The organism is Pectobacterium odoriferum, assembly GCF_009931295.1.
Taxonomy (GTDB): domain Bacteria; phylum Pseudomonadota; class Gammaproteobacteria; order Enterobacterales; family Enterobacteriaceae; genus Pectobacterium; species Pectobacterium odoriferum.
This window is the reverse complement of the sequence record NZ_CP034938.1, coordinates 614526-638908: the sequence shown is the minus strand read 5'-3', so window position 1 is coordinate 638908 and position 24383 is coordinate 614526. Positions and strand designations below refer to the sequence as shown.

Here is a 24383-nt window from a genome sequence, read left to right as displayed (position 1 = left end):
CCTGACGTGGCACATGGACCGTCATCTATCGAGAGTAGACATCATCATGGCACTCACTGAACCCCGACGGCTATACCAGCAGTTAGCCGCAGAATTCAAACAGCGCATTGAAAGCGGTATGTATCAGGTCGGTGAAAAATTACCGGCAGAGCGTTATATTTCTGAAGAAATGAACGTCAGCCGCACCGTGGTGCGCGAAGCCATCATCATGCTGGAAGTCGAAGGGTACGTTGAAGTACGCAAAGGTTCAGGCATTCACGTTATTTCCAACCAGCAGAAGAATTCGTTCATTAATAGCGGCGATATTGAATTCGTCGCGGCAGGCCCCTTTGAGCTGCTTCAGGCTCGCCAACTCATTGAAAGCAACATTGCTGAATTTGCGGCCACGCAAGTGACCCGTCAGGATATCATCCAACTGATGGAAATTCAGGAATATGCGCGTCAGGAAGATCGCTTCCGTGATTCTCAGTGGGATCTCAAATTCCATGTTCAGGTCGCGCTGGCAACACAGAACTCCGCGATGGCGACTATCGTTGAGAAAATGTGGAGCCAACGGATCCACAATCCCTACTGGCGCAAACTGCATGAGCACATTGACGACAAGTCGATTGAAAGCTGGTGCGAAGAGCATGATCGTATCCTTAAGGCACTGATTCGCAAAGATCCTTACGCGGCCAAATTGGCGATGTGGCAACATCTGGAAAATACCAAACAGATGCTGTTTCGCGCCACAACGGATGATTTCGAATTTAACGTCGACCGCTATATGTTCGCCGAAAATCCAGTCGTCCACCTCGACCAAATACACACTGACAAGTCCTAAATGTGCATCCTCCCCCTTCGTTTTACGCGAAGGGGAAAATTTTGAACCAGAGGGAAAAAGTCAGAAAACGTTGATTTCTGTCAGCGAGTGTAAAATATCGCAGAAACCCCCACTCTTCTTCGAAAAATCCCCCTAAACTGCGCCAGTTGTCGTAATATTTTTCTGTCTCAGTAACACCTATTTTGTTACAGTTAGCGCGTCTTTCTTACGCTTAATCCGTCGCTTTGGATGCAAAGTCTGCCAAGACCAAACAATCCCCAAGCAGCCTGTTTATCGGGTTCGCAGCGAAAAGCGAGCATCAAGTCAGACGCCAGCTCCACTATCGGGCAGAAAAAACAGAGATCATCAAAAAATCATAATCCTGTGCCCTGATATACCCTAAATAATTCGAGTTTCAGGCAACTGAAGTATGACGGGATTAACACTGTATTCACTCTTATCATGTCCAGAAGCGTGCGTGATTGTCGCCAAGGCTAAAATGCAACAGCAGTATTAGGAATACCGGATGGAATTAATCAAAGAACTGTTAAACGCACTCTGGCATCAGGATTTCGATATTTTAGCCGACCCGAAACTGGTATGGACCATCTACATATTACTGTTTCTGATTATCTTTCTGGAAAATGGCCTGCTCCCCGCCGCTTTCCTGCCCGGCGATAGCCTGCTCATTTTGGTCGGCGTCCTCGTCGCCAAGGGCACAATGAATTACCCTTTTACGATATTTCTCCTGACGACGGCCGCCAGCCTCGGCTGTTGGGCAAGCTATATCCAAGGGAAATGGCTTGGCAATACGGGAGTGGTTCAGGGTTGGCTATCACATTTGCCCGCGCACTATCACCAACGCGCCCACCAGCTTTTCCATCGTCATGGTCTGTCCGCGCTGTTAGTGGGCCGCTTTCTGGCTTTTGTCAGAACGTTACTCCCAACCATCGCAGGCTTGTCTGGCCTGAATAACGCACGCTTTCAGTTCTTTAACTGGATGAGCGGGTTCCTGTGGGTATTTATTCTGGTTACGCTGGGCTACGCCTTAGGGAAAACAACGGTCTTCCTGAAATATGAAGACGAGCTGATGCTCTGCCTGATGATACTACCGCTGGCCCTGCTGTTTATCGGCCTGTTTGGCTCGCTTTTTGTCCTGTGGCGTAAAAAACGTGACGCTAAAGCAGATAATGCAGAAAAAGGGAGCTAACCGTGTCAATTAGCGGGTTATTCTCTAAGCTCTTCTCCAGAAAAACAGCTCGCATACTGCTATTGCTTGCGCTGCCGATGATTGCATTGACGCAGTCCCAGTCACTACGCAGCTCCCAAGACGATGCTATGCTACACATCAGGCCTTATGACGGCGCCGCATTGCCAGATGGCTTTTACGTGTATCAGCGTCTCAATGAAAAAGGGATTGCGATCAAAAGCATTACGCCAGAGCAAGATAGCCTGATCGTCCGTCTGGCCTCGCCAGAACAAAGTATCGCTGCCAGAGATGTCCTGCGTTTGTCTCTGCCTAAAGTCACGATTACCGCGCAGCAAGTGACAACCCCGACACCGTTCTGGCAGCAGAAACTGACACAGAAACAATCCAAACTGGGGTGACGACTATGACATTATTTCCATCGAAACTATCTCCATCCATTATTGCTTTATCCGTCCTACTTTCCAGTCATGCGTTGGCCAATACCGCCAATCAGGTAGAAACCTGTCAGCAGAAAGCGCAGGATATTCAGCGCCAAATCGATGAAGCGCGTAAGCACGGCAATCAGAACCGCATCAGTGGCTTAGAGAAGGCATTGGACGGCGTGAAAACCCACTGCACAGATGCTGGGTTAGCAGAGAAACGTCAGGAAACCATCGCGGAAAAGCGCAAAGACGTCGCTGAACGGCAGCAAGAACTGAATGAAAGCCGCCAGAAAGGGGATGACGCTGAAAAAATCCTCAAGCGCGAAAGAAAGCTGGCTGAAGCGGAGCAGGAATTACGCGCCGTGGAACGTGCCGCATCGCAATAACCCATCAATAGATTGCCCTGATAAAACACACAGCAACTGTTCATTTTGTATTCAAAAACCAAATCGCTAAAATTTACAGCGAGTTATCAGAATTGTCCGTACCCATTTGGGGCGGCATAAATTTCAGCTTCAGCTATAGTTAACGTTCAGGTTTATAACATGAAGGGTTATTAACATGGCTAAAGATCAAAATTCTGAGTACCTACGCGCCGAATTGAAATCACTGGCGGACACGCTGGAAGAAGTATTAAGCACCTCCAGCGATAAATCTAAAGCGGAACTCGACAAGCTGCGCAATAAAGCAGAAAGCGCGCTGAAAGAAACCCGCAGTCGCCTGAGCGATACGGGTGAGCGCATCGCTTCCCAAACCAAAGAAGCAGTTGAATCTGCGGACGATTATGTACGCCAGAACCCGTGGACTGGTGTCGGCATTGGCGCAGCAGTCGGTGTCGTGCTTGGCGTCCTGCTGTCTCGTCGCTAATTAGCGGATTGCTATGACGGATAAATCACTACAAGGCCCCGCAAGCGGGGTCATAGCTTCTGCTCAGCGTATCATCTCCATTATTGTCAGCATGGTAGAAAGCCGTGTTCGACTGGCCGTCATTGAATTAGAGGAAGAGAAAGCCAATCTGATTCAGTTGCTGATTATGGTCGGCCTGACGCTGCTTTTTGCCGCTTTTGGCATTATGAGCCTGATTGCGCTGATCATCTGGGGTATCGATCCGCAATATCGTCTCTTTGCGCTGGGGTGTATTACCGCCACATTGCTTGGACTGGCGCTGATAGGCGGCATATGGACGCTCCTGAAGGTACGTCGTTCCACCTTGCTCAAAGCGACGCGTAAAGAGCTGGCGACCGACAGATCGCTGCTGGAGGAAGATCCCAAGTGAACCAGCGTCAGCAGCGAGACAGAGAAAAAGCCCAGCTACTGCGGCAGATACAGCAGCAGCGGCTGGATTTATCGGCAGGTAAAAAACACTGGCTGGATACTACCGCCCGTTACGATCGCGGCTGGCAAAGCCTGATGCAGTGGCGTAAATACTGGATCGTGGGCTCCAGCCTCGTGGCGCTCTATGGCGTGCGCCATCCTAGCCGCATGATCCGCTGGGGACGCCGCCTCGTCGGGCTGTGGGGCACATTCAGGCTCGTCCGAAAAACGTTTGATCAACGCTCGTAGCCCCCCATCGCATTGGTTATCTGCCTTTCCTATAAGCTACTCTTCATCCCACTCCAGCCTAACGCGCTCACATCACTGCGGCGCGTTTTTGCACATTTAATTGAACATCAATTTTTCTGAAATAAAACAACAATTATACTCGCTGGCAGCGCAAATCATCTCTCTATACTATCTGCCCATAACCTGATGGCGGGCCAAGTTTTCAGACCACACCTGCTACAACAAACAAAACAGGGCAACATAGCCCACAACAAAATTAATTGGAGAGATGATGAAAAATTTAGAAAGCACTGCACTGCTGGTTGCACGTATCTTAATGCCAATTCTGTTTATCGTTGCAGGTTACGGTAAGCTGGGTGATGCCTATGCAGGCACACAACAATACATGCAGGCGATGGGCGTGCCGACCTTCCTGCTGCCGCTGACCATTCTGCTGGAGCTGGGTGGTGGTCTGGCGGTTCTGTTCGGCCTGCTGACACGTACCGTCGCGCTGTTCACTGCCGGCTTTACACTGCTGACTGCACTGATTTTCCACTCTAACTTTGCGGAAGGCATGAACCAACTGATGTTCATGAAAAACCTGACCATCGCTGGCGGCTACCTCCTGCTGGCTGTAACGGGCCCAGGCGCATTCAGTATCGACCGCCTGCTGGGCAAAAAGTGGTAAGACGAGCCTTTTCCGGCCTGTACTACACTTAATAGTCGAATAACGAATGAGACGGCAAGCACACAAGGCTTGCCGTTGTTTGATCATCACTCACTCACGGAGGATTTATGGGACAATTGGTGGACGGCGTATGGCACGATACCTGGTATGAAACCAAATCTACCGGCGGCCATTTCAAACGTTCAGAATCCGTATTCCGCAACTGGGTAACGCCTGATGGCGCCCCCGGTCTCACCGGCACAGGTGGCTTTCCTGCCCAGTCCGGCCGTTATCATCTCTATGTTTCGCTCGCCTGCCCGTGGGCACACCGCACGTTGCTCATGCGACAGTTGAAAGGGTTAGTCGATCACATCGCCGTTTCGGTGGTTCATCCGCTCATGCTCGATCATGGCTGGACGTTTGGCACCGATTTTGAAGCTGCGACGGGTGACTCACTCTATCAGCACGAATTCCTCTACCAGCTCTACCTGCACGCCATGCCAGACTACAGCGGTCGGGTAACCGTGCCTGTTCTGTGGGATACCGAGCAGCACACCATCGTCAGTAACGAATCCGCCGATATCATCCGCATGCTGAACAGCGCGTTTGATGGCGTAGGAGCAACGGCGGGAGATTATTACCCAGAAGCGCTACGTGCTCAGATTGACGAATTGAACGGCTGGATTTACGACAAGGTCAACAACGGTGTTTACAAAGCCGGTTTTGCGACAAGCCAATCAGCCTATGATGAATCCGCCACGACCGTTTTCGCTGCGCTATCCGATCTGGAAAGCATTCTGGCAAAACAGCGCTATCTGACGGGTGAGCAGTTAACAGAAGCCGACCTGCGGCTGTGGACGACGTTGATCCGTTTCGATCCGGTCTATCACACGCATTTTAAATGCGATAAATATCGCCTGAGCGATTATCCAAATCTGTTCGGTTTTCTGCGTGATATTTATCAGATGCCCGGCATCGCCGATACCGTCGATATGGCGCACATTCGTCACCACTACTACCGTAGCCACGGCACGATTAATCCGCATGGCGTGATTTCGCTGGGTCCAGAGCAAGATCTGAACCAGCCTCACCGCCGTGATAAGACGTTTGTCGATTTATACTAAGGCTTTGTCGATTTGCGCTAAACAGTCGTGAAATACAGAGGCAAGGTGTGGCCCACACCTTGCCGCAGAAAATGCAGAATTTAGGGCTGGTTTAGCAGTTTTGGAATTTCACGCAGGAACCAGGATTTCGCCTCGCCCATGCTGTCTCGCCGCCACGCCATAATAATCTGGCTTTCCATCTGATGCTCTGGCCCAACAACCAGTAAACGGCCTTCGGCAATATCTTGCGCAACCATCTGATACGGCATGGTCGCGACGCCTAACCCAGCCAACAGCGCACGCCGTTTATCATCCAGCGAACTCACCGTCAGACGCTGCTGTTTATCCAACAGTTGTACGGTCAGCACTGGTCGTTCACGCGCGGTATCCGCCATCGCAATACCACGATATTTCACCCGGGTTGCATCCGACAACGGTTCAGGCTCCTGATGAATCGGATGCTCCGGGCTGGCGACATAAACGTTATTCATCGTGTACAGCTTGCGGGTATTCATTTCAGAAGACGCGCGAAAATGCATGTCCGGCGCAATCACGATATCGGCGCGCCCTTGCTCAAGGCGCTCCCACGCCCCCGCCAGTACTTCCGTCAGAATCGATACCTGAGTATTGGCTTTAAGCGCCAGTTTATCGATTAATGGGAAAATCCGCTGAGTCGGAATCAGCGCTTCTGTCACAATCGTCAGATGCGTTTCCCAGCCGCGTGCCAGCGCCTCTGCATCCGTCGTGAGTTTATCCGCAGCCTCCAGCAGGATACGTCCGCGTTCCAGCAGCATCCGTCCGACATTCGTGAATTTAGTACGATGTCCAGAACGATCGAACAGCACAACATCTAACTCTTCTTCCAGTTTCTGCATGGTATAGCTCAGTGCCGAAGGCACCCTACCCAGCTCATCTGCCGCAGCGGCAAAGCTGCCACGGCGATCGATCGCATCCATCACCCTCAACGCTTCCAGCGTCAATGCTCGTTCTTTCGCCATCTTCGTACTCATTCAGGAATTTTGAACATACCCACCAGATTAACTAGCTAACAATCCAACGTCCACACAATTACTATCGGTTTAATAAATAATTCTCTGGGGGATAAAAATCATGATCACACGAAGAGCAGCGGGGCAATGTGGCCAGGCCGACTATGGCTGGTTGCAGGCGCGCTATACCTTTTCTTTTGGTCACTATTTTGACCCACAGTTGCTGGGCTACGCGTCTCTGCGCGTGCTCAATCAGGAAGTATTGGCACCGGGAGCATCATTCCAGCCGCGAAACCTACCCACGGGTTGATATTCTGAACATTATTCTTCAGGGCGAAGCGGAATACCGCGACAGCAACGGTTGCCACATTCAGGCGAAAGCCGGAGATGTGCTGCTGCTCGCGACTCAGCCAAATGTCAGCTATAGCGAACATAATACCAGTGCCAACAAACCGCTGACGCGTCTGCAATTATGGTTGAATGCCTGCCAGACCCGAGAGAACAGCCCGTTACAGCGCATGGGCTTGAATTCAGCCAACCATACGCTGCTTGCCTCACCAGAAGGTGAACACCATAGCCTGCAACTGCGCCAGCAGGTTTGGGTTCATCATGTCGATCTCCAGCAGAATGAGCAAAGCACAATCGCGCTACAGGGAAATCAGGCATACCTCCAACTGATCCACGGTTCAATGGCGGTAAAAGGCAATCAGAACAGTGAAACACTACACTGCGGCGACGGCGCCTTCATTAAGGAAGAAACAGCGTTGGCACTACAGGCAGAGTCGCCGTTGCGGGCGCTGCTCATCGATCTGGTCGTGTAGCGCTTCTGTCCGTTGTTTTTGCAGAGAATTGTTTTCGTAGGAAAACGCCGCCAGTTCGGCGTTTTTATTCAGTCGTGGTAAGATATCCGCCTTGTTCCTCAATGCGTCAGGGTGATATGACAATGGATTCAACCAAACAGGACAAACTTCTTGCCCAGGCTGAACAGATTTGTCAGCAGCGCGCTGTGCGTCTCACACCACAGCGGTTAGAGGTTTTACGCCTTATGGCACAGCAGTCCGGTGCTATCAGCGCTTATGATCTGTTGGATCTGCTGCGCGTTTCCGAGCCTCAGGCCAAACCGCCGACCGTCTATCGCGCGCTGGATTTTCTACTGGAACAAGGCTTCATTCATCGCGTCGAATCAAATAACAGCTACGTGCTGTGTCACCATATCGAAGACCATAGCCATACATCTGCCCTTTTCATCTGCGATCGCTGCGGACAGGTCACGGAACGTCAAACCGAAGGTGTGGAAGAGACGCTGCGCAACCTGGCACAGCAATCGGGATTTACACTGCGCCACAGCGTTGTGGAAGCACACGGATTGTGTGGCAGCTGTCAGGAAGTCGCCTCATGCAAGCAGCCGGACCATTGCGACCACGACCATACGGTTCCCATTAAAAAACGATAGCCCTGAGGGCTATCGTCTCTTTCAGCGAAGAAGCATCACGTTTGCTACCAGTGATATTTGTGGTGCTCTTCCCAGTGTTTCACTTCTTTTTCTGCCGCTTCTTTTGCGTACCCGTAACGCTCCTGGATTCTCCCCACCAGTTGGTCACGTTTACCTTCGATGACCGTCAGATCGTCATCCGTTAATTTGCCCCATTGCTCTTTCGCTTTACCTTTAAACTGTTTCCAGTTACCGCTGGCTTGGTCTTTATTCATAAGAATCTCCGTACCTTAGGTGAATTGTGCATAAAAAAATCGTGGCTAACGACTTATGCGTCAGTTTCAGATAAATAGATTTATTCAGTAAGCAGCATCATAGCTATGTGAACCATGACGGTGCTCTTCGCCACTGTCTCCCTTGACTACCGAGCTATCTGCATGTGATGGCTAATGATCAATCGATAAACGATCAATCAAGATAAAAATGCTTACCTTGATAGAAATTATAGTCGAATATTTCAATTAATATGGAAAGTCAGAAATCTGTGACTAGAGCGAACGTTGAGAAAGAGAAAACCACCGCAAAAAGCAGTGAAAAAACAGAGGGTAATGGGGATCGTAGAAAATGCGCGCGAAATGTAACTAAATATATGCGACGAGCAGATTGACACGCTAAACGATGAATACAGAACATGATGCACTGACCCAGACAGACGAGCAGTGCATCTCTGCGAACGGTTAGCTCCAATCGCTGTTACGAATCACGCCAACCGCTAGGCCTTCTATCGAAAAGCTTTGCTGACGCAGGTCGACAACAATAGGGGCAAACTCTTCATTTTCAGCGAGGAGGTGCACCGTATTGCCCTGCTTTTTCAGGCGCTTCACTGTCACTTCATCGTCAATACGCGCGACGACAATCTGACCGTTGCGCACATCTTCTGTTTTATGCACGGCCAGCAAATCGCCATCCATAATACCGATATTTTTCATCGACATGCCGCTCACCCGCAGCAAAAAATCAGCGCTGGGTTTGAACATCGCAGGGTCAACCTGATAGTGACATTCGATATGTTCCTGTGCCAGTAGCGGTTCACCTGCGGCCACGCGACCAACCAGAGGAATACCCGTCTCTTCTTCCATCAGCAGACGAATACCACGAGAAGCGCCCGATACAATTTCAATCACACCTTTACGCGCCAGCGCTTTCAGATGCTCTTCAGCTGCATTGGGAGAGCGAAACCCCAGTTGTTGAGCAATTTCTGCGCGCGTTGGCGGCATTCCGGTTTGCGCAATATGATCGCGGATCAGGTCATAAACCTGCTGCTGCCTTGCTGTTAATACTTTCATTCCGCCCCCTGGTTGTTTATACAGTCTTGCTGTGAGTATATACAGGTAAGGCACAATTGGGAATGACGATATCGGCAAAGCCCCTGACTTTTACTCATTTATGCGCGCCGTCAGGCAAAATGTTGCCAGAGAATACAGCCCCACACGACAGCGGCTAACAAGATGGCAACAAAGACAGCGGCCGACCCGATATCTTTCGCCCGACCGGATAATTCGTGATGCTCAGGCCCAATGCGATCGACCACAGCTTCAATGGCGCTATTCGCCAGCTCAAACAGCATAATCAGTACCACAGACCCGATCAGCAGCAGTTTTTCGACCAGCGTAACTGGCAGTAAACACGCGATAATGACGCCGACAAGGGTCAGTATTGTCTCCTGACGAAATGCCGCCTCATGCTGCCACGCCTGCTTCAGCCCCTTAAAGGAATAACCGGTCGCCTTAATAATCCGGGTTATCCCCGTTGCTTTATTCATTTATTCTCCATTATTTATACGCTAAATAATTCGCATTTTAACGCACCTACGTTGTCTCATCACCACAGATCTCCGGCGCAGTTTCTGGTATCCTTGCGGCGCATTGCTAACAAGAGGCTCCACGTTGTTATGTCAGGTTGGCGTAAAATTTACTATAAATTATTGAATCTCCCACTGAAATTGCTGGTGAAAAGCAAAGTCATTCCCGCAGATCCCGTGGTCGAGTTGGGGTTAGATCCCTCACGTCCTATACTCTATGTTCTGCCTTATAACTCTCAGGCGGATCTCTTGACGCTACGTGCGAAATGCTTGGCATTGGGGCTACCCGATCCTTCGCTACCGTTCGAGTTCAATGGCGTCGAACTTCCTAGCCACGTCTTTATTCATGACGGGCCGCGCGTCTTCCGCTATTACGTTCCCAAGCAGAAATCCGTCAAGCTGTTCCACGACTATCTGGATCTGCATCGTGCCAATCCAGATTTAGACGTACAGATGGTGCCGGTTTCCGTGATGTTTGGGCGCTCTCCGGGCCGGGAAGGCCACTCTCAGGCTGCACCACACCTGCGATTGCTCAACGGTATCGAGAAATTCTTCGCCGTCCTGTGGCTAGGCCGCGACAGCTTTGTCCGCTTCTCCAGCCCAGTGTCGCTACGCTATATGGCGACCGAGCACGGCACTGACAAAACCATAGCCCACAAACTGGCACGTGTCGCACGTATGCATTTCTCCCGCCAGCGTTTGGCGGCAGTTGGACCGCGCTTGCCGGTGCGCCAGGAGCTGTTTAACAAGCTGCTGGATTCCAAAGCGATCAAGAAAGCCGTCGACGATGAGGCGCGCAGTAAGAAGATTTCTTATGAGAGAGCGCAGCAGAATGCGATTGCGCTGATGGAAGAAATCGCCGCCGATTTCTCCTACGAGGCTGTGCGTCTGTCGGATCGCGTATTAAGCTGGACGTGGAACCGCCTTTATCAGGGGATTAACGTCCACAACGCCGAACGTGTTCGCCAACTGGCACAGGATGGTCACGGCATTGTCTATGTGCCCTGCCACCGCAGCCACATGGATTATCTGCTGCTGTCCTACGTCCTGTACCATCAGGGTTTAGTGCCGCCACACATCGCCGCAGGCATCAACCTTAATTTCTGGCCAGCAGGGCCAATCTTCCGCCGTCTTGGCGCGTTCTTTATTCGCCGTACCTTCAAAGGTAACAAGCTGTATTCCACGATTTTCCGTGAATATCTGGGTGAGCTGTTTGCCCGCGGTTATTCGGTTGAATACTTCATGGAAGGCGGACGTTCACGCACGGGCCGCCTGCTAGAGCCGAAAACCGGTACGCTGGCGATGACCATCCAAGCCATGCTCAGAGGCGGTACGCGCCCTATCACGCTGGTACCGATTTATGTCGGCTATGAACATGTGATGGAAGTCGGCACCTATGCGAAAGAGCTGCGCGGTGCGGTGAAGGAAAAAGAAGGTTTTATGCAGATGGTGCGCGGTTTGCGCAAGCTGCGTAATTTGGGTCAGGGTTATGTGAACTTCGGCGAACCACTCCCGCTGACAACCTATCTGAATCAGCATGTTCCGCAATGGCGTGATGCAATCGATCCCATCGAAGCACAGCGTCCAAGCTGGCTAACGCCGACGGTGCAGGATATCTCTATGGATATCATGGTGCGCATCAATAATTCTGCGGCAGCAAACGCGATGAACTTGTGCTCTACGGCCTTGTTAGCATCGCGCCAGCGCTCACTGACGCGCGAACAAATGCACGAACAGCTGGATTGCTATCTGCAGTTGCTGCGTCAGGTTCCTTATCATAAAGATATTACGGCACCGAAGAAGACAGCAGATGAACTGCTGGAACACGCGCTGGGCATGAACAAGTTTGAAGTAGAGAAGGATAGCATTGGCGATATCATCATTCTGCCGCGCGAGCAGGCGGTACTGATGACGTACTATCGCAATAATATCCAGCATCTTTTAGTCTTGCCGTCACTGATCGCCAGCATCGTCATCCATCATCGCCGGATTACGCTTGACGAAGTCGTGCGACAGATCACGCTGGTCTATCCGCTGCTGCAAGCCGAGCTGTTCCTGCACTATTCCAAAGAGCAATTGCCAGGCGTGCTGGAAACGTTGGCTAACGAACTGATTCGACAAGAGCTGCTATGTAGCCGTGACGGTCAATTAGCTATCAATCCGCCACGCATCCGTACGCTGCAACTGCTGTCAGCAGGCGTGCGTGAAACGCTGCAACGCTATGCGATCACGCTGTCCTTGCTGTGCGCAAACCCAGCAATCAACCGTGGAACGTTGGAGAAAGAAAGCCGGAACATGGCGCAGCGCCTGTCCGTTCTACACGGCATTAATGCGCCGGAATTCTTTGATAAAGCGGTGTTCTCAACGCTGGTCGCAACCTTACGTACAGAAGGATATATCACCGACAGTGCGGAAACGGCGCAAGGCGATATCGTGGCAATCTACAATATCCTCGGCGATCTGATCACCCCGGAAGTTCGGTTAACTATCGAAAGCGCCAGCTCATCTGCTGAAATGGAAGCCAACAATCAGTTGGGAACCGACGGTCAGATAGAAACCAATGAACCAGCAGTAGAAAACGTGGAAGAGACAAAGCAGGCGTAGCCGGACAGGAGTCACGGGAAAATGGCGGATAACACGCCGCCATCAAGCCGTAGATGCGTTTGGCATGACAAGCATCTCAGAGCATTCCACCATAAAAAAAGCAGCGAGAAATCGCTGCTTTTTTGTCTCTATCGGTTCGACCTACAGGCCAAACAGCACGCCAATAAAGATCGCCATACCCGCATATTTATTATTATGGAATGCCTTAAAACAGGCATCGCGTTCGCGCCCGGAAGTCAGCATTTGCTGATAAACAAACATCCCCGCAGCCACCAGCAGCGAAATATAGTATGGCATTCCTAATCCGGTGATGATTCCCAAAACCAGTAGCAACGCCAGCATACTAAATTGCAGTAACCCGATGATGATATTGTCAAAACGGCCAAACAGGATCGCAGTGGATTTCACGCCGATCTTCAGGTCGTCATCACGATCCACCATCGCATATTGGGTATCGTAGGCGACCGTCCAGCAAATATACGCTAAAAACATCATCCAGCAGCTCGCTGGCAGGCTTTCACTCACCGCCGCATAAGCCATAGGAATCGACCAGCCAAACGCCGCGCCCAACACAAACTGAGGAAGATGGCTGACCCGTTTCATAAACGGATAGACCCATGCCAGAACCAACCCCGCAACGGACAGCCAGATCGTCATCTTATTCAGCGTCAGCACCAGACCAAACGCCAGCAAGACCAGCACGACAAATAGTACTTTGGCCGCTCGCTCGCTCACCTCACCGCTGGGCAAGGGGCGAGAAGCTGTACGTTTTACATGGCCGTCAAAATGACGATCGGCATAATCATTGATGACGCAGCCCGCCGCACGCATCAAGAAAACACCAGCGACAAAAACAAGCAGCGTCCACGGTGCAGGCGCTCTCCCACCTGCCAGCCACAGCGCCCATAGAGTTGGCCACAGCAGCAACAGAGAACCTATCGGTTTATCAATCCGCATCAAGCGACAATAAGCCAGCCATTTCCCTGCTGTAACACTTCTTTCCAAGGATTTATCTCCTCAAATTACCTGCCAACCTTCATCACCGGCTGAAATAAATCGGTGATTCCGGTAAGAAAAGCTCAGTCAACAGTAACGGATGACCAGAGACACACAGGCGGGAACGCCGCGCCCATAAGCCTTCACTGCATCCGGTATGGATATAGTCACGCGTCAGCGCCTTTTGCCCAAACAGATAGCGGCCTAGCGGCTGATTGCCTATTTTCGTCAGGGCTGAATCCGTGCCGTCGAGCGTTTGTTGTGGAACAAGGGTACGGCCAAAAAGCCAGGGACGATCGTCACCATACAGCACCACTTCACGCAGCCAGTAGCGCTCACTGTACGGCAGTTGCTCACGGTCTTCGCCCAGCGCCTGTGGCGTAATGAATTTCTCACTGCACAGTATGGTCTTCAGTTGGGCACAATATTTTTCCAGTCGCCGCGTCATGGAGCCGGTTTCCATCAGCCAGTCACCAATGTGCTCAGGTAATACCGAAGGGGGCTCAGTAAACCAGGAAATAGAGCGCAGAAGCGTAGACGCATCGTCAGACATTGTCCCTACTCCGAACAGGGTTGTTTTGAATAAAAGGGTATTCGTAAATAAAGTAACGCCGCCATTGTAGCGCAGAATGCCTTCCCCGATAACACGCGATAAACGCATTCATCAACGATACGGCAACATTTCAGCAATGCAGCGCATAAAAAAAGCACCACCCAGTCTCGCGACCAGATAGTGCTCTTTGAAGGACAGAAAGACGAACTTCTGTAACCTGACTCCCTGTCACCGGAAAATGGCTTCCGGCGACAATGGCGTCCTATTACATCATGCCGCCCATACCACCCATGCCGCCCATACCACCAGCGCCACCTAAGTCAGGTGCATCGCCTTTAGGCAGGTCGGTTACCATACATTCGGTAGTGATCATCAGACCAGCAACAGAAGCCGCGAACTGCAGAGCAGAACGGGTGACTTTGGTTGGGTCCAAAATACCGAAATCGATCATGTTGCCGTATTCTTCAGTTGCTGCGTTGTAACCGTAGTTACCTTCGCCTGCTTTAACGCTGTTCGCAACCACAGATGGCTCTTCGCCAGCGTTGGAAACGATCTGACGCAGTGGAGCTTCCATCGCGCGCAGCGCAACTTTGATACCCACGTTCTGGTCTTCGTTTTGAGCAGTCAGAGAAGCCAGTTTAGCCGCAACGCGAACCAGCGCCACACCACCACCAGCAACCACGCCTTCTTCTACCGCGGCGCGAGTCGCAGCCAAGGCATCTTCAACGCGTGCTTTCTTCTCTTTCATTTCAACTTCAGTTGCTGCGCCAACTTTGATAACGGCTACGCCGCCAGCCAGTTTAGCGACACGCTCTTGCAGTTTTTCTTTGTCGTAATCTGAGGTTGCTTCTTCAACCTGCTGACGGATCTGAGCAACACGGCCCTGGATCGCAGCTTCTTCACCCGTACCATCGATGATGGTCGTGGTGTCTTTGTTGATCACAACGCGTTTTGCCTGACCCAGATCTTCCAGCGTCGCTTTTTCCAGCTCCAGACCGATCTCTTCAGAGATAACAGTACCGCCAGTCAGCGTCGCGATGTCTTGCAGCATAGCTTTACGACGGTCGCCGAAGCCCGGTGCTTTCACCGCAGCCACTTTCACGATGCCACGCATGGTGTTAACCACCAGCGTTGCCAGCGCTTCGCCTTCAACATCTTCAGCAACGATAACCAGCGGTTTGCCCGCTTTCGCTACGGCTTCCAGTACTGGCAGCATTTCGCGGATGTTGGAGATTTTTTTGTCAGCCAGCAGGATGAACGGGCTTTCCAGTTCTACAGCACCGGTTTCCGGCTTGTTGATGAAGTACGGAGACAGGTAGCCACGGTCGAACTGCATACCTTCAACCACGTCCAGCTCATCTTGCAGACCGGTACCTTCTTCAACGGTGATAACACCTTCTTTGCCGACTTTGTCCATTGCTTCGGCAATCATTTTGCCTACGGTTTCGTCGGAGTTAGCAGAGATGGTACCAACCTGAGCGATAGCTTTAGAGTCAGAGCACGGTACAGACAGTGCTTTCAGCTCTTCAACAGCGGCGATAACGGCTTTATCGATACCGCGCTTCAGATCCATCGGGTTCATGCCCGCAGCAACAGCTTTCAGGCCTTCAGTGATGATAGCCTGCGCCAATACGGTTGCGGTCGTGGTGCCGTCGCCTGCTGCGTCATTCGCTTTAGAGGCAACTTCTTTCACCATCTGTGCGCCCATGTTCTCAAACTTGTCTTCCAGCTCGATTTCACGTGCAACAGATACGCCGTCTTTAGTAATAGTCGGTGCACCGAAGGATTTATCCAACACGACATTACGGCCTTTCGGGCCCAGGGTAACCTTCACTGCATCAGCCAGTACATTTACGCCGCGCAGCATTTTTACGCGAGCGTCATTACCGAATTTTACGTCTTTAGCTGCCATGGTGTATTTCCCTTAAATTCGTTCAGTTCAGATGATTACGCGCAATTACGCTTCAACAATTGCCAGAATGTCGCTTTCAGACATGATCAACACTTCTTCGTTATCGATCTTCTCTGCCTTCACGCCATAGCCATCATTGAAAATAACGATGTCGCCAACTTTCACATCCAGCGGCTTCACTTCGCCATTTTCCAGGATACGTCCGTGACCTACGGCCAGAACTTCACCGCGGGTAGATTTACCAGCAGCGGAACCAGTCAGTACGATACCGCCAGCAGATTTTGACTCGACTTCTTTGCGCTTGACGATCACGCGGTCATGCAATGGACGAATATTCATTGATAGCTCTCCTTTGAGAAAGTCCATATCGGTTTAGGATAAACGCCGACTATGTTTCATAACGACTATGCTTTTCATAATCGGCCTTGTGGTGTTCTAAATGGGGGCGTTTCACCGCCCTTCAAGGGAAAAAAATTCATTTTTTTTGCGTTAGGCGCCTGCTTGTCGCTGACTCCTGATAAAAAATAAGGATTATCAATATGATAATCCTTATCTGCTTTTCAATTCGTCTTGACGTTAACGGTCATCACGATCGTCATGGTGTTCAATATTTCCGCGCCCGCCATCCTTGCGCTGGTATTCACCTTCAAAAGTGTTACCGCCGGAAGATGACGCGCCTGAGCCAGAACCAGAACGCCAGACATGTAGGTGAGGCAACAGTTTGAGTGTCAGCCTTTTCTGCACAGGCGGCAGCAGCAACAGCAGCCCCAGAAAGTCAGTCAGAAAGCCCGGAATCAGGAGCAGGAAACCCGCCAGCACCAGTGAAACACTTTTTACCATCTCGGCCGCTGGGCTTTCACCTGCTGCCATTTTCTGCTGCATCTGCACCAGCGTTTTCATCCCCTGATTACGCACCAGCGAGACGCCCACGCAGGAGGTGAAGACGACCAGCAGCAGGGTCATGGCGACGCCAAGCACCTCAGCCACCTGAATAAACAGCGATATCTCGATGTAAGCCAAAAGAAAAATAAGTAATAACGGTAACCAGCGCACCCGGTACTCCTGTGTTTTTTACGCGTACTGTTTTTAATAAAAACGTCTGTTAATAAAAACGTGTTAAGCCATCGCTATTGAAAATCCAGTACGCTTTACTACCAATGGATTAGGTAAAACGCGCGCCTGCTCTGCGATCCGGCACATCATGGTTTACTGAAGTGGGTACGACTTTCCGCATTTTCAAGCCGCCGCCCTACGATTATTGTCCTAAAATAGTGACTCGTGACTACAGTCACAGTTCATTTACCATAGTGGTAGAGAACGCCAGTATAGTGATCTAAACACCTATTTTTCGCTGTCGTAACGACATATCCTCACGGCAATGAATACTTGGTTGGTTAAACATCCCGAGACTATTGCTGAGATTAGACGGTTTATCCGAGATAACAGATAACGCCGCCCGACACACCAGCCCACAACGTCTAGTTGCATCACTAGTCGCACAACAGGATAAGCACTCTCATGTCAGAAAACATCCGTATTGAAGAAGACCTGTTAGGCACCCGAGAAGTTCCCGCAGACGCGTATTATGGCGTTCACACGCTGCGCGCCGTCGAAAACTTCTATATCAGCACCAATAAAATCAGTGACATTCCTGAGTTCGTGCGCGGCATGGTGATGGTCAAGAAAGCCACAGCGCTGGCGAACAAAGAGCTGCAAACTATCCCGAAAAAAATCGCCGACGTCATCATCCGCGCCTGCGATGAAGTGCTGAATAACGGCAAATGCATGGACCAATTCCCGGTAGATGTCTATCAGGGCGGCGCAGGCACCTCGGTCAACATGAATACCAACGAAGTATTAGCCAATATTGGTCTGGAGTTGATGGGCCACCAGAAAGGCGAATACCAGTATCTGAACCCCAACGATCACCTGAATAAATGCCAATCCACCAATGATGCCTACCCCACCGGATTTCGTATCGCGGTCTATGCAGCCGTACTGAAGCTGACGGAGGCGATAGCGAAGTTGAGTGAGGGTTTTGAGCGTAAAGCCAAAGAATTTGAAGACGTACTGAAAATGGGCCGCACCCAGTTGCAGGACGCCGTACCGATGACGCTCGGCCAGGAATTTCATGCGTTTAACGTGCTGTTGCAGGAGGAAATCAAAAACCTGCTGCGCACGTCGGAACTGCTGCTTGAAGTCAATCTGGGCGCGACCGCAATCGGTACGCGTCTGAATACGCCGGATGGCTATCAGCAACTGGCGGTGCAGCGTCTGGCGGAAGTCAGCGGCCTGCCGTGTGTGCCCGCAGAAGATTTGATTGAAGCCACGTCAGACTGCGGTGCCTATGTGATGGTGCACAGTTCGCTGAAGCGGCTGGCCGTGAAGCTGTCGAAGATCTGTAATGACCTGCGTCTGCTGTCTTCCGGCCCGCGCGCTGGCCTGAATGAAATCAACCTGCCAGAGTTGCAGGCAGGTTCTTCAATCATGCCAGCCAAGGTTAACCCAGTGGTACCGGAAGTCGTCAATCAGGTGTGTTTCAAGGTCATCGGTAACGATACCTGCGTCACAATGGCGTCAGAGGCTGGGCAATTACAGTTAAACGTAATGGAGCCAGTCATCGGTCAGGCGATGTTTGAATCGACCCACATTTTGACCAATGCCTGCTACAACCTGCTGGAAAAATGCGTCAACGGCATCACCGCCAATAAGAGCGTGTGCGAAGCCTATGTCTTCAACTCTATCGGGATTGTGACGTACCTGAACCCGTTCATCGGCCACCACAACGGCGATATCGTCGGTAGAATCTGTGCCGAAACAGGGAAAAGCGTGCGTGAAGTGGTACTGGAGCGCGGCCTGCTAACGGAAACCGAGCTGGATGACATTTTCTCCATCCAGAACCTGATGCATCCGGCGTACAAAGCCAAACGCTACACCGATGAAAACGAGCTTCCCTAACACCAACACCTAATACCCACAGGCACGTCCGTTCACAAAGAACAGCGTGCCTTTATTTTTTGCCGTCTACGGCCATAAGAATAAGTTATGTACTCTAAATAATTCGAGTTGCGTGACAAAACGTGAGCGTTTTGAACAACGCTCTGCGTTGGTCCTTTAGGACAAGGCCGCATGGCCTTGTAACGCGGCAACCGCATGAAAAATTCGTCGGGAACGGGTTTGACCAGCCAACGGCTGGCCTCCGGTCAGAGACAGGATGTCTCTCATCCCCAGGAGCTTACACAAGTAAGTGACTGGGGTGAGTAAGGACAAATCGTCCAAGGCGATTTGAACGCCGCTTGCGGTGGCCCTTCAGGGCGAGGCTGAGAGATGAGCCGAGTATTGCCAACGCACAAGCAGCTGGAAGTATGACGAGTAGACTGAATTTTTTATTAATTAAGGAGCATAGTCATGCTTGGTCTTGAGTTACTGATCGTTCTGCTCGCCATCTATTTGGGGGCACGACTGGGAGGCATCGGCATTGGTTTCGCCGGTGGCCTTGGGGTGCTTGTTCTTACGCTGGGGTTTCAGATAAAGCCCGGCGTCATCCCTTTTGATGTCATTGAAATCATCATGGCCGTTATCGCCGCCATTGCCGCCATGCAGGTGGCGGGCGGAATGGATTATCTGGTCAGTCTGGCGGAGAAACTGCTGCGTAAGCACCCGAAATACGTCACCTTTCTCGCGCCGCTGGTCACTTACTTCATGACGATTCTGGCCGGGACCGGACACACCGCGTTCTCCACCCTGCCGGTTATCGCCGAAGTTGCCAAAGAGCAGGGTATTCGCCCTTCTCGCCCGCTCTCTATCGCCGTTGTCGCCTCGCAAATCGCCATTACTGCCTCGCCGATCTCGGCGGCTGTGGTGTTTGTCGCCGGTATTCTTGAGCCGCACGGGGTTAGCTATCTGCTGCTGTTAGGCATCTGTATTCCTACCACGCTGGCAGCGATCATGCTGACGGCGATTGTGACGAATTTCCTGGGTAAGGAGCTGAAAGACGATCCGATTTATCAGGAACGTCTGAAAAAAGGCGAAACCACGCTTCGCGGTAATAGCCAGCATGAAATCAAACCGGGTGCCAAGCTTTCCGTGATGCTGTTTCTGATCGGCATCGTCGCTGTCGTTCTGTATGCCACGGCAATCAGCGGCACCGTTGGGCTGATTCAGAATCCGGTTCTGCCACGTAACGAAGCTATCGTGGTCTTTATGCTGACCATCGCTACGCTGATTTGCATCACCTGCAAAATCGACACCGCGCGCATCCTCTCCGCCAGCACGTTTAAGTCCGGCATGAGCGCCTGTATCTGCGTGATGGGCGTGGCCTGGCTGGGCGATACCTTTGTTAAAGCACACATTTCCGATATTCAGGATACCGCTGGCGCGCTGCTGCAAAGCTACCCATGGATGCTGGCCGTCGTGCTGTTCTTCGCCGCGACGCTGCTTTACTCGCAGGCGGCAACAGCGAAAGCACTGATGCCTGCCGCGCTGTTGCTTGGCGTGTCTCCGGTCACGGCCGTGGCGTCTTTTGCTGCCGTTTCCGCCCTGTTCGTTCTGCCGACCTACCCGACTCTGTTGGCCGCCGTGGAGATGGACGACACCGGCTCAACGCGCATCGGCAAGTTTGTGTTTAACCACTCCTTCCTGATTCCGGGTGTGATGGCGATTACGCTGTCGGTGATATTTGGCTTTATCCTCGGCAGCATCCTGATCTAAAGATTGCCTTTCAGACAGTTCCTCGCGGATCGGCTTAACTCGTCGATCCGCCTCATTCCCTTCAAACAACAAAGCAAGGTATAGTGTGGTTCTGGTTGTCTGGAATTTGTTCATCTGACACGGAGGATGTGATGTCTGACCGCCCGCTCTGCGATGCTGTCGTCATATTATGTACCGCGCCTGACGATGCCTGCGCGCAACGGCTTGCCGATTCGCTGCTGGAAACGCGGCTTGCCGCCTGCGTCACCCTGCTGCCCGGCGCACGTTCGCGCTATTACTGGGAAGGCAAGCTCGAACAGCAATCAGAAGTACAAATGCTGATAAAAAGCGATACCTCACATCAGCAAGCGCTGCTGACTCACCTGAAACAACAACACCCTTATGATACGCCGGAGCTGTTAGTCCTGCCGGTATCCGGGGGCAATAGCGATTATCTGACATGGCTCAACGCATCTTTACGCTGATTTTCCTGTTATGGACGGCTTTCAGCACACCCAGTGTGGCCGCCTCTTCTTTCGGCCAGAAACTGTTTGGCAACAGCACAACATCACGCTTTCTGCCGGTCGATGGGGCTTTCGCCTTTGAGTTTCAACAGCAGGATAACCAGCTCAATCTGCGCTGGGATATCCATCCCGATTACTACCTGTACCGCGCACAAATCAAGATCGAAGGGAACGGTGCTACGCTTGGCAAGGTGGAGCTGCCGCAGGGCGAAAGCCATAATGACGAGTTCTTCGGTCAGGTCTTTATCCTGCGGGATCGGCTGGCGCTAACGGTTCCCATTGAACGGGCCGAGAGCAGCGCGACGGTTAAAGTCACCTATCAAGGCTGCGCCGATGCGGGTTTCTGCTATCCGCCGGAAACGCGCGTCGTTCCTCTCAGTCAGGTGCTGGCTAACGCAGGCACGGATGCACCGCCTAATACAGCGTCAGAGACCGCACCGCCGCAGACCACTCCGATGCCGTTCTCGCCGTGGTGGGCACTATTGATTGGTATCGGCGTCGCCTTCACACCTTGCGTCCTGCCGATGTACCCGCTGATTGCCAGTCTGGTGCTGGGTAGAAAAGAACAGCTGACGCCGCGCCGCACGCTGCTGCTGTCGATGACCTATGTGCAGGGCATGGCGCTGACCTACACGCTGCTTGGGCTGGTTGTCGCCGCGGCCGGATTACGCTTTCAGGCGGCGCTCCAGCATCCGTACCTTCTGATTGGCCTGTCGGTGATGTTTGCTGCGCTGGCGCTGTCCATGTTTGGTCTGTATACGCTCCAGCTCCCGTCATCGGTACAAACCCGACTGACAGAGTGGAGCAACCGCCAGCAAGGCGGCTCCGTCACTGGCGTATTCTGTATGGGCGCATTGGCGGGGCTCATTTGCTCCCCCTGCACCACCGCCCCGCTCAGCGCCATCCTGCTTTATATCGCCCAGAGCGGCAACATGCTGGCAGGTGGCGGCACGCTCTATCTCTACGCGCTCGGAATGGGTTTACCGCTCATTCTGGTCACGCTGTTTGGCAACAAACTGCTGCCGCGCAGCGGCCCGTGGATGCAGTACGTTAAGGAAGCGTTTGGCTTCATTATTCTGGCACTGCCCGTCTTCCTGCTGGAACGTATTCTGGGCGAAACGTGGGGGATGCGCCTGTGGAGCGCGCTCGGCATCACCTTCTTCGGCTGGGCGCTCATGCTGACGTTGCGTAACAGCAAAGGCTGGATGCGTGGCGTACAGTTGCTGCTGCTAGCAGGCGTAGTGATCAGCGCTAAACCGCTGCAAGACTGGGTATTCCCCCCAACTGGCGTGGCGCAAACCCACACCTCGGCACTGAACTTCGCCCCTGTCGCCAACATTGCCGATCTCAACAGCGCGCTGGCAAAGAGCGCTCAGCCTGTTATGCTCGATCTTTACGCTGACTGGTGCGTGGCCTGCAAAGAGTTCGAGAAATACACGTTCAGCGACCCGGCGGTGCAAAACCATCTGTCGCACATCACGCTGCTACAGGCGGACGTCACCGCTAACCGCGAAGAACAAAACGCGCTGCTGAAAAAGCTACAGGTTTTAGGGCTGCCGACCATCGTCTTTTTTGACGCTCAGGGGAAAGAGATTCCCGGCTCGCGCGTCACCGGTTTTATGAACGCTGAACAATTTCAGACACATTTGCAGAGATTCAGCCCATAAACGACGATATATACCCTAAATAATTCGGGTTTCAGGAAGGCGGCAAGGGAAGGCATCCCGATGAGCTTACTGAAGTAAGTGATTCGGGTGACAAATCTGCCGGGAGCAGATTTGAACGCTGCTCGCAGCGGCCCCGACGGGGCGAGGCTCATGGATGAGCCGAGTAACGAGCGAAGCCAACGCACATGCAACTTGAAGTATGACGGGTATACCTATATGTGCTTCTGGAGGAGACCTAATGCAACGGGAAGACGTTCTTGAACATGCGCTTACTCTGCTGGAGCAGCACGGATTTGCCATGACGACGCTGGATATGCTGGCGGAGAAACTGGGGGTTCCGGTAGAGGAACTGACGCCATTCTGGCCGGATCGGGAGGCGCTGCTGTACGACGGCCTGCGCCACCATAGCCAGCAGGTCGATACCTGGCGGCGTCAGCTTCTCTTAGACGACGAGAAAACCATCGAGCAGAAGCTGCTGGCGCGCTATCAGGTGCTGCATGAATCGGTGAACAAACAGCGTTATCCGGGCTGCTTGTTTATTGCCGCGTGCAGCTTCTTCCCTGATATCAACCACCCTATTCACCAGATTGCGGAACAGCAGAAGCTAGCGTCTTACCAATACACCCGCGATTTGCTGGAAGAGCTGGAAACGGACGATCCCGAAATGGTGGCACAGCAGATGGAGTTGATTCTGGAAGGCTGCCTGAGCAACCTGCTGGTCAAGCATCAGGCCGCCAGCATCGCCACCGCCCAGCGGCTGGCTGAAGATGTTTTACGCTTTGCGCTGTGCCGCAAAAATGGTGCGTTGACCTAAGCGAGCATGCCTGCCCAGGCAGAAACGAACAGACACAGCGCCATCAGGCGCTGAAAACGCACCATTGCAACGGTGGTGCGAAACACCCTGTTCACCGCTTTCCCCAGCCCTGCCCAGCACACCAGACAGGCCATCGAGATAATCAAAAACCACAGCGCCATGATCGATACCTCCCGCAATGCATGCTCCCCCTCGGGGGCGAACAAGCTCACGACGGCCAATGCCATCATCCACGTTTTCGGGTTGATCACCTGTAACAGCGCCGCTGCGCGAGCCGTAAAACGGTGGTGCGGTTCGCCAGAGAGAGTAGCCGCAGGTGCCCAGAATAACTGCCAGCTCATCCAGCTTAGCCACAGCACACCCGCCCAATTCATCACCTGACGAACCACCGGATACTGACGCAGCATTTCCCCCGCACCAGCACCGGAAATCAGGACGATAGCGCTTGCCGCCACGCAGGCACCGACCACTGCGGGTAGCGTGTTCCTCACGCCATAGCGCTGGCTGTTGGTTAAAATCAGGATATTCGTTGGCCCCGGCGTTATCGAGGCAACAAAGACAAACAGCAGAAACGGCATCAAACTCACAGGTCACTC

General features: G+C 52.2%; 26 protein-coding genes and 1 pseudogene. 17 read left to right on the top strand and 10 right to left on the bottom strand.

Annotated features, from left to right (window positions below; all coding sequences use genetic code 11):
- The first annotated feature begins 46 nt into the window (after window positions 1-46).
- The 9 genes from exuR (at window position 47) to EO763_RS02805 (ending at window position 5767) form a co-directional block, all read left to right on the top strand.
- Entirely contained in the window at window positions 47-823 is a 777-nt protein-coding gene (gene exuR, locus EO763_RS02845; RefSeq protein WP_039491365.1) for a transcriptional regulator ExuR, read from the top strand.
- Between the two features lie 505 nt (window positions 824-1328).
- The gene (locus tag EO763_RS02840; RefSeq protein WP_161528030.1) at window positions 1329-2012 is read left to right on the top strand and encodes a DedA family protein; all 684 of its coding nucleotides are present in this window, start codon (window positions 1329-1331) and stop codon (window positions 2010-2012) included.
- A 2-nt stretch (window positions 2013-2014) separates the two neighbouring features.
- Window positions 2015-2410 carry an EnvZ/OmpR regulon moderator MzrA gene (gene mzrA, locus EO763_RS02835; protein WP_161528029.1) on the top strand — a complete coding sequence of 132 codons (396 nt, stop codon included), beginning with the start codon at window positions 2015-2017 and terminating at the stop codon, window positions 2408-2410.
- Window positions 2411-2415: 5 nt separating this feature from the next.
- On the top strand, window positions 2416-2820 hold the full coding sequence (locus EO763_RS02830) for a DUF1090 domain-containing protein (RefSeq protein ID WP_044203875.1): 405 nt from the start codon (window positions 2416-2418) through the stop codon (window positions 2818-2820).
- A 175-nt stretch (window positions 2821-2995) separates the two neighbouring features.
- A complete protein-coding gene (locus tag EO763_RS02825; protein ID WP_005971326.1) occupies window positions 2996-3301 on the top strand; it encodes an ElaB/YgaM/YqjD family protein in 306 nt (101 codons plus the stop codon).
- A gap of 13 nt (window positions 3302-3314) precedes the next feature.
- The gene (locus EO763_RS02820; protein ID WP_161528028.1) at window positions 3315-3710 is read left to right on the top strand and encodes a phage holin family protein; all 396 of its coding nucleotides are present in this window, start codon (window positions 3315-3317) and stop codon (window positions 3708-3710) included.
- The gene (locus EO763_RS02815; RefSeq protein WP_161528027.1) at window positions 3707-3997 is read left to right on the top strand and encodes a YqjK-like family protein; all 291 of its coding nucleotides are present in this window, start codon (window positions 3707-3709) and stop codon (window positions 3995-3997) included. Before EO763_RS02820 ends, EO763_RS02815 begins: the two co-directional genes overlap by 4 nt.
- A 271-nt stretch (window positions 3998-4268) precedes the next feature.
- A complete protein-coding gene (locus EO763_RS02810) occupies window positions 4269-4664 on the top strand; it encodes a DoxX family protein (RefSeq protein ID WP_010298854.1) in 396 nt (131 codons plus the stop codon).
- A gap of 107 nt (window positions 4665-4771) precedes the next feature.
- Window positions 4772-5767: a glutathione S-transferase family protein gene (locus EO763_RS02805; RefSeq protein WP_161528026.1), complete on the top strand. Its 996-nt coding sequence runs from the start codon at window positions 4772-4774 to the stop codon at window positions 5765-5767.
- Between the two features lie 80 nt (window positions 5768-5847).
- On the opposite strand, the gene EO763_RS02800 is transcribed toward EO763_RS02805, so the two are convergent.
- On the bottom strand, window positions 5848-6744 hold the full coding sequence (locus EO763_RS02800) for a LysR family transcriptional regulator (protein WP_039491376.1): 897 nt from the start codon (window positions 6742-6744) through the stop codon (window positions 5848-5850).
- Between the two features lie 112 nt (window positions 6745-6856).
- Here EO763_RS02800 and EO763_RS02795 point away from each other — a divergent pair.
- Both EO763_RS02795 and zur read left to right on the top strand, forming a co-directional pair.
- Window positions 6857-7556, top strand: a pseudogene (locus tag EO763_RS02795) (pirin family protein).
- A 122-nt stretch (window positions 7557-7678) separates the two neighbouring features.
- Window positions 7679-8188, top strand: coding sequence for a zinc uptake transcriptional repressor Zur (zur, locus tag EO763_RS02790; protein WP_039491380.1), 510 nt, complete (start codon window positions 7679-7681; stop codon window positions 8186-8188).
- 44 nt (window positions 8189-8232) lie between these two features.
- Here zur and EO763_RS02785 read toward each other — a convergent pair whose 3' ends face one another.
- The 3 genes from EO763_RS02785 to EO763_RS02775 all read right to left on the bottom strand — a co-directional run bounded on the left by EO763_RS02785 (window position 8233) and on the right by EO763_RS02775 (window position 9989).
- Window positions 8233-8442 carry a CsbD family protein gene (locus EO763_RS02785; protein WP_010298839.1) on the bottom strand — a complete coding sequence of 70 codons (210 nt, stop codon included), beginning with the start codon at window positions 8440-8442 and terminating at the stop codon, window positions 8233-8235.
- 462 nt (window positions 8443-8904) lie between these two features.
- Window positions 8905-9513 carry a transcriptional repressor LexA gene (gene lexA, locus EO763_RS02780; RefSeq protein WP_039491382.1) on the bottom strand — a complete coding sequence of 203 codons (609 nt, stop codon included), beginning with the start codon at window positions 9511-9513 and terminating at the stop codon, window positions 8905-8907.
- Between the two features lie 110 nt (window positions 9514-9623).
- Window positions 9624-9989: a diacylglycerol kinase gene (locus tag EO763_RS02775; RefSeq protein ID WP_161528025.1), complete on the bottom strand. Its 366-nt coding sequence runs from the start codon at window positions 9987-9989 to the stop codon at window positions 9624-9626.
- Window positions 9990-10118: 129 nt separating this feature from the next.
- Between EO763_RS02775 and plsB the strand changes: the two genes are divergently transcribed.
- On the top strand, window positions 10119-12632 hold the full coding sequence (gene plsB, locus EO763_RS02770) for a glycerol-3-phosphate 1-O-acyltransferase PlsB (protein ID WP_161528024.1): 2514 nt from the start codon (window positions 10119-10121) through the stop codon (window positions 12630-12632).
- A gap of 141 nt (window positions 12633-12773) precedes the next feature.
- Here the strand turns inward: plsB and ubiA are convergent, their stop codons facing one another.
- From ubiA to EO763_RS02745, 5 genes are all read right to left on the bottom strand, one after another.
- A complete protein-coding gene (gene ubiA / locus EO763_RS02765) occupies window positions 12774-13637 on the bottom strand; it encodes a 4-hydroxybenzoate octaprenyltransferase (protein ID WP_161528023.1) in 864 nt (287 codons plus the stop codon).
- A gap of 34 nt (window positions 13638-13671) precedes the next feature.
- Window positions 13672-14181: a chorismate lyase gene (gene ubiC, locus EO763_RS02760; RefSeq protein WP_161528022.1), complete on the bottom strand. Its 510-nt coding sequence runs from the start codon at window positions 14179-14181 to the stop codon at window positions 13672-13674.
- A 265-nt stretch (window positions 14182-14446) separates the two neighbouring features.
- Window positions 14447-16093 carry a chaperonin GroEL gene (gene groL / locus EO763_RS02755; protein ID WP_161528021.1) on the bottom strand — a complete coding sequence of 549 codons (1647 nt, stop codon included), beginning with the start codon at window positions 16091-16093 and terminating at the stop codon, window positions 14447-14449.
- Window positions 16094-16138: 45 nt separating this feature from the next.
- Window positions 16139-16432 carry a co-chaperone GroES gene (locus EO763_RS02750; protein ID WP_005971295.1) on the bottom strand — a complete coding sequence of 98 codons (294 nt, stop codon included), beginning with the start codon at window positions 16430-16432 and terminating at the stop codon, window positions 16139-16141.
- A 237-nt stretch (window positions 16433-16669) separates the two neighbouring features.
- Window positions 16670-17146 carry an FxsA family protein gene (locus tag EO763_RS02745; protein WP_161528020.1) on the bottom strand — a complete coding sequence of 159 codons (477 nt, stop codon included), beginning with the start codon at window positions 17144-17146 and terminating at the stop codon, window positions 16670-16672.
- 465 nt (window positions 17147-17611) lie between these two features.
- On the opposite strand from EO763_RS02745, the gene aspA reads away from it, so the two are divergent.
- The 5 genes from aspA to EO763_RS02720 all read left to right on the top strand — a co-directional run bounded on the left by aspA (window position 17612) and on the right by EO763_RS02720 (window position 23787).
- Window positions 17612-19051 carry an aspartate ammonia-lyase gene (aspA, locus tag EO763_RS02740; protein ID WP_161528019.1) on the top strand — a complete coding sequence of 480 codons (1440 nt, stop codon included), beginning with the start codon at window positions 17612-17614 and terminating at the stop codon, window positions 19049-19051.
- Between the two features lie 450 nt (window positions 19052-19501).
- Window positions 19502-20803: an anaerobic C4-dicarboxylate transporter gene (locus EO763_RS02735; RefSeq protein WP_039491400.1), complete on the top strand. Its 1302-nt coding sequence runs from the start codon at window positions 19502-19504 to the stop codon at window positions 20801-20803.
- Between the two features lie 131 nt (window positions 20804-20934).
- Window positions 20935-21267, top strand: coding sequence for a divalent cation tolerance protein CutA (gene cutA / locus EO763_RS02730; protein ID WP_039491402.1), 333 nt, complete (start codon window positions 20935-20937; stop codon window positions 21265-21267).
- Window positions 21243-22973 carry a protein-disulfide reductase DsbD gene (locus EO763_RS02725; protein WP_161528018.1) on the top strand — a complete coding sequence of 577 codons (1731 nt, stop codon included), beginning with the start codon at window positions 21243-21245 and terminating at the stop codon, window positions 22971-22973. Before cutA ends, EO763_RS02725 begins: the two co-directional genes overlap by 25 nt.
- A gap of 238 nt (window positions 22974-23211) precedes the next feature.
- Window positions 23212-23787, top strand: coding sequence for a transcriptional regulator (locus EO763_RS02720; RefSeq protein WP_039491406.1), 576 nt, complete (start codon window positions 23212-23214; stop codon window positions 23785-23787).
- Here the strand turns inward: EO763_RS02720 and EO763_RS02715 are convergent.
- Complete coding sequence (locus tag EO763_RS02715) at window positions 23784-24374, bottom strand: LysE family translocator (protein ID WP_161528017.1); 591 nt, start codon at window positions 24372-24374, stop codon at window positions 23784-23786. The genes EO763_RS02720 and EO763_RS02715 overlap by 4 nt on opposite strands.
- Window positions 24375-24383: the final 9 nt, after the last annotated feature.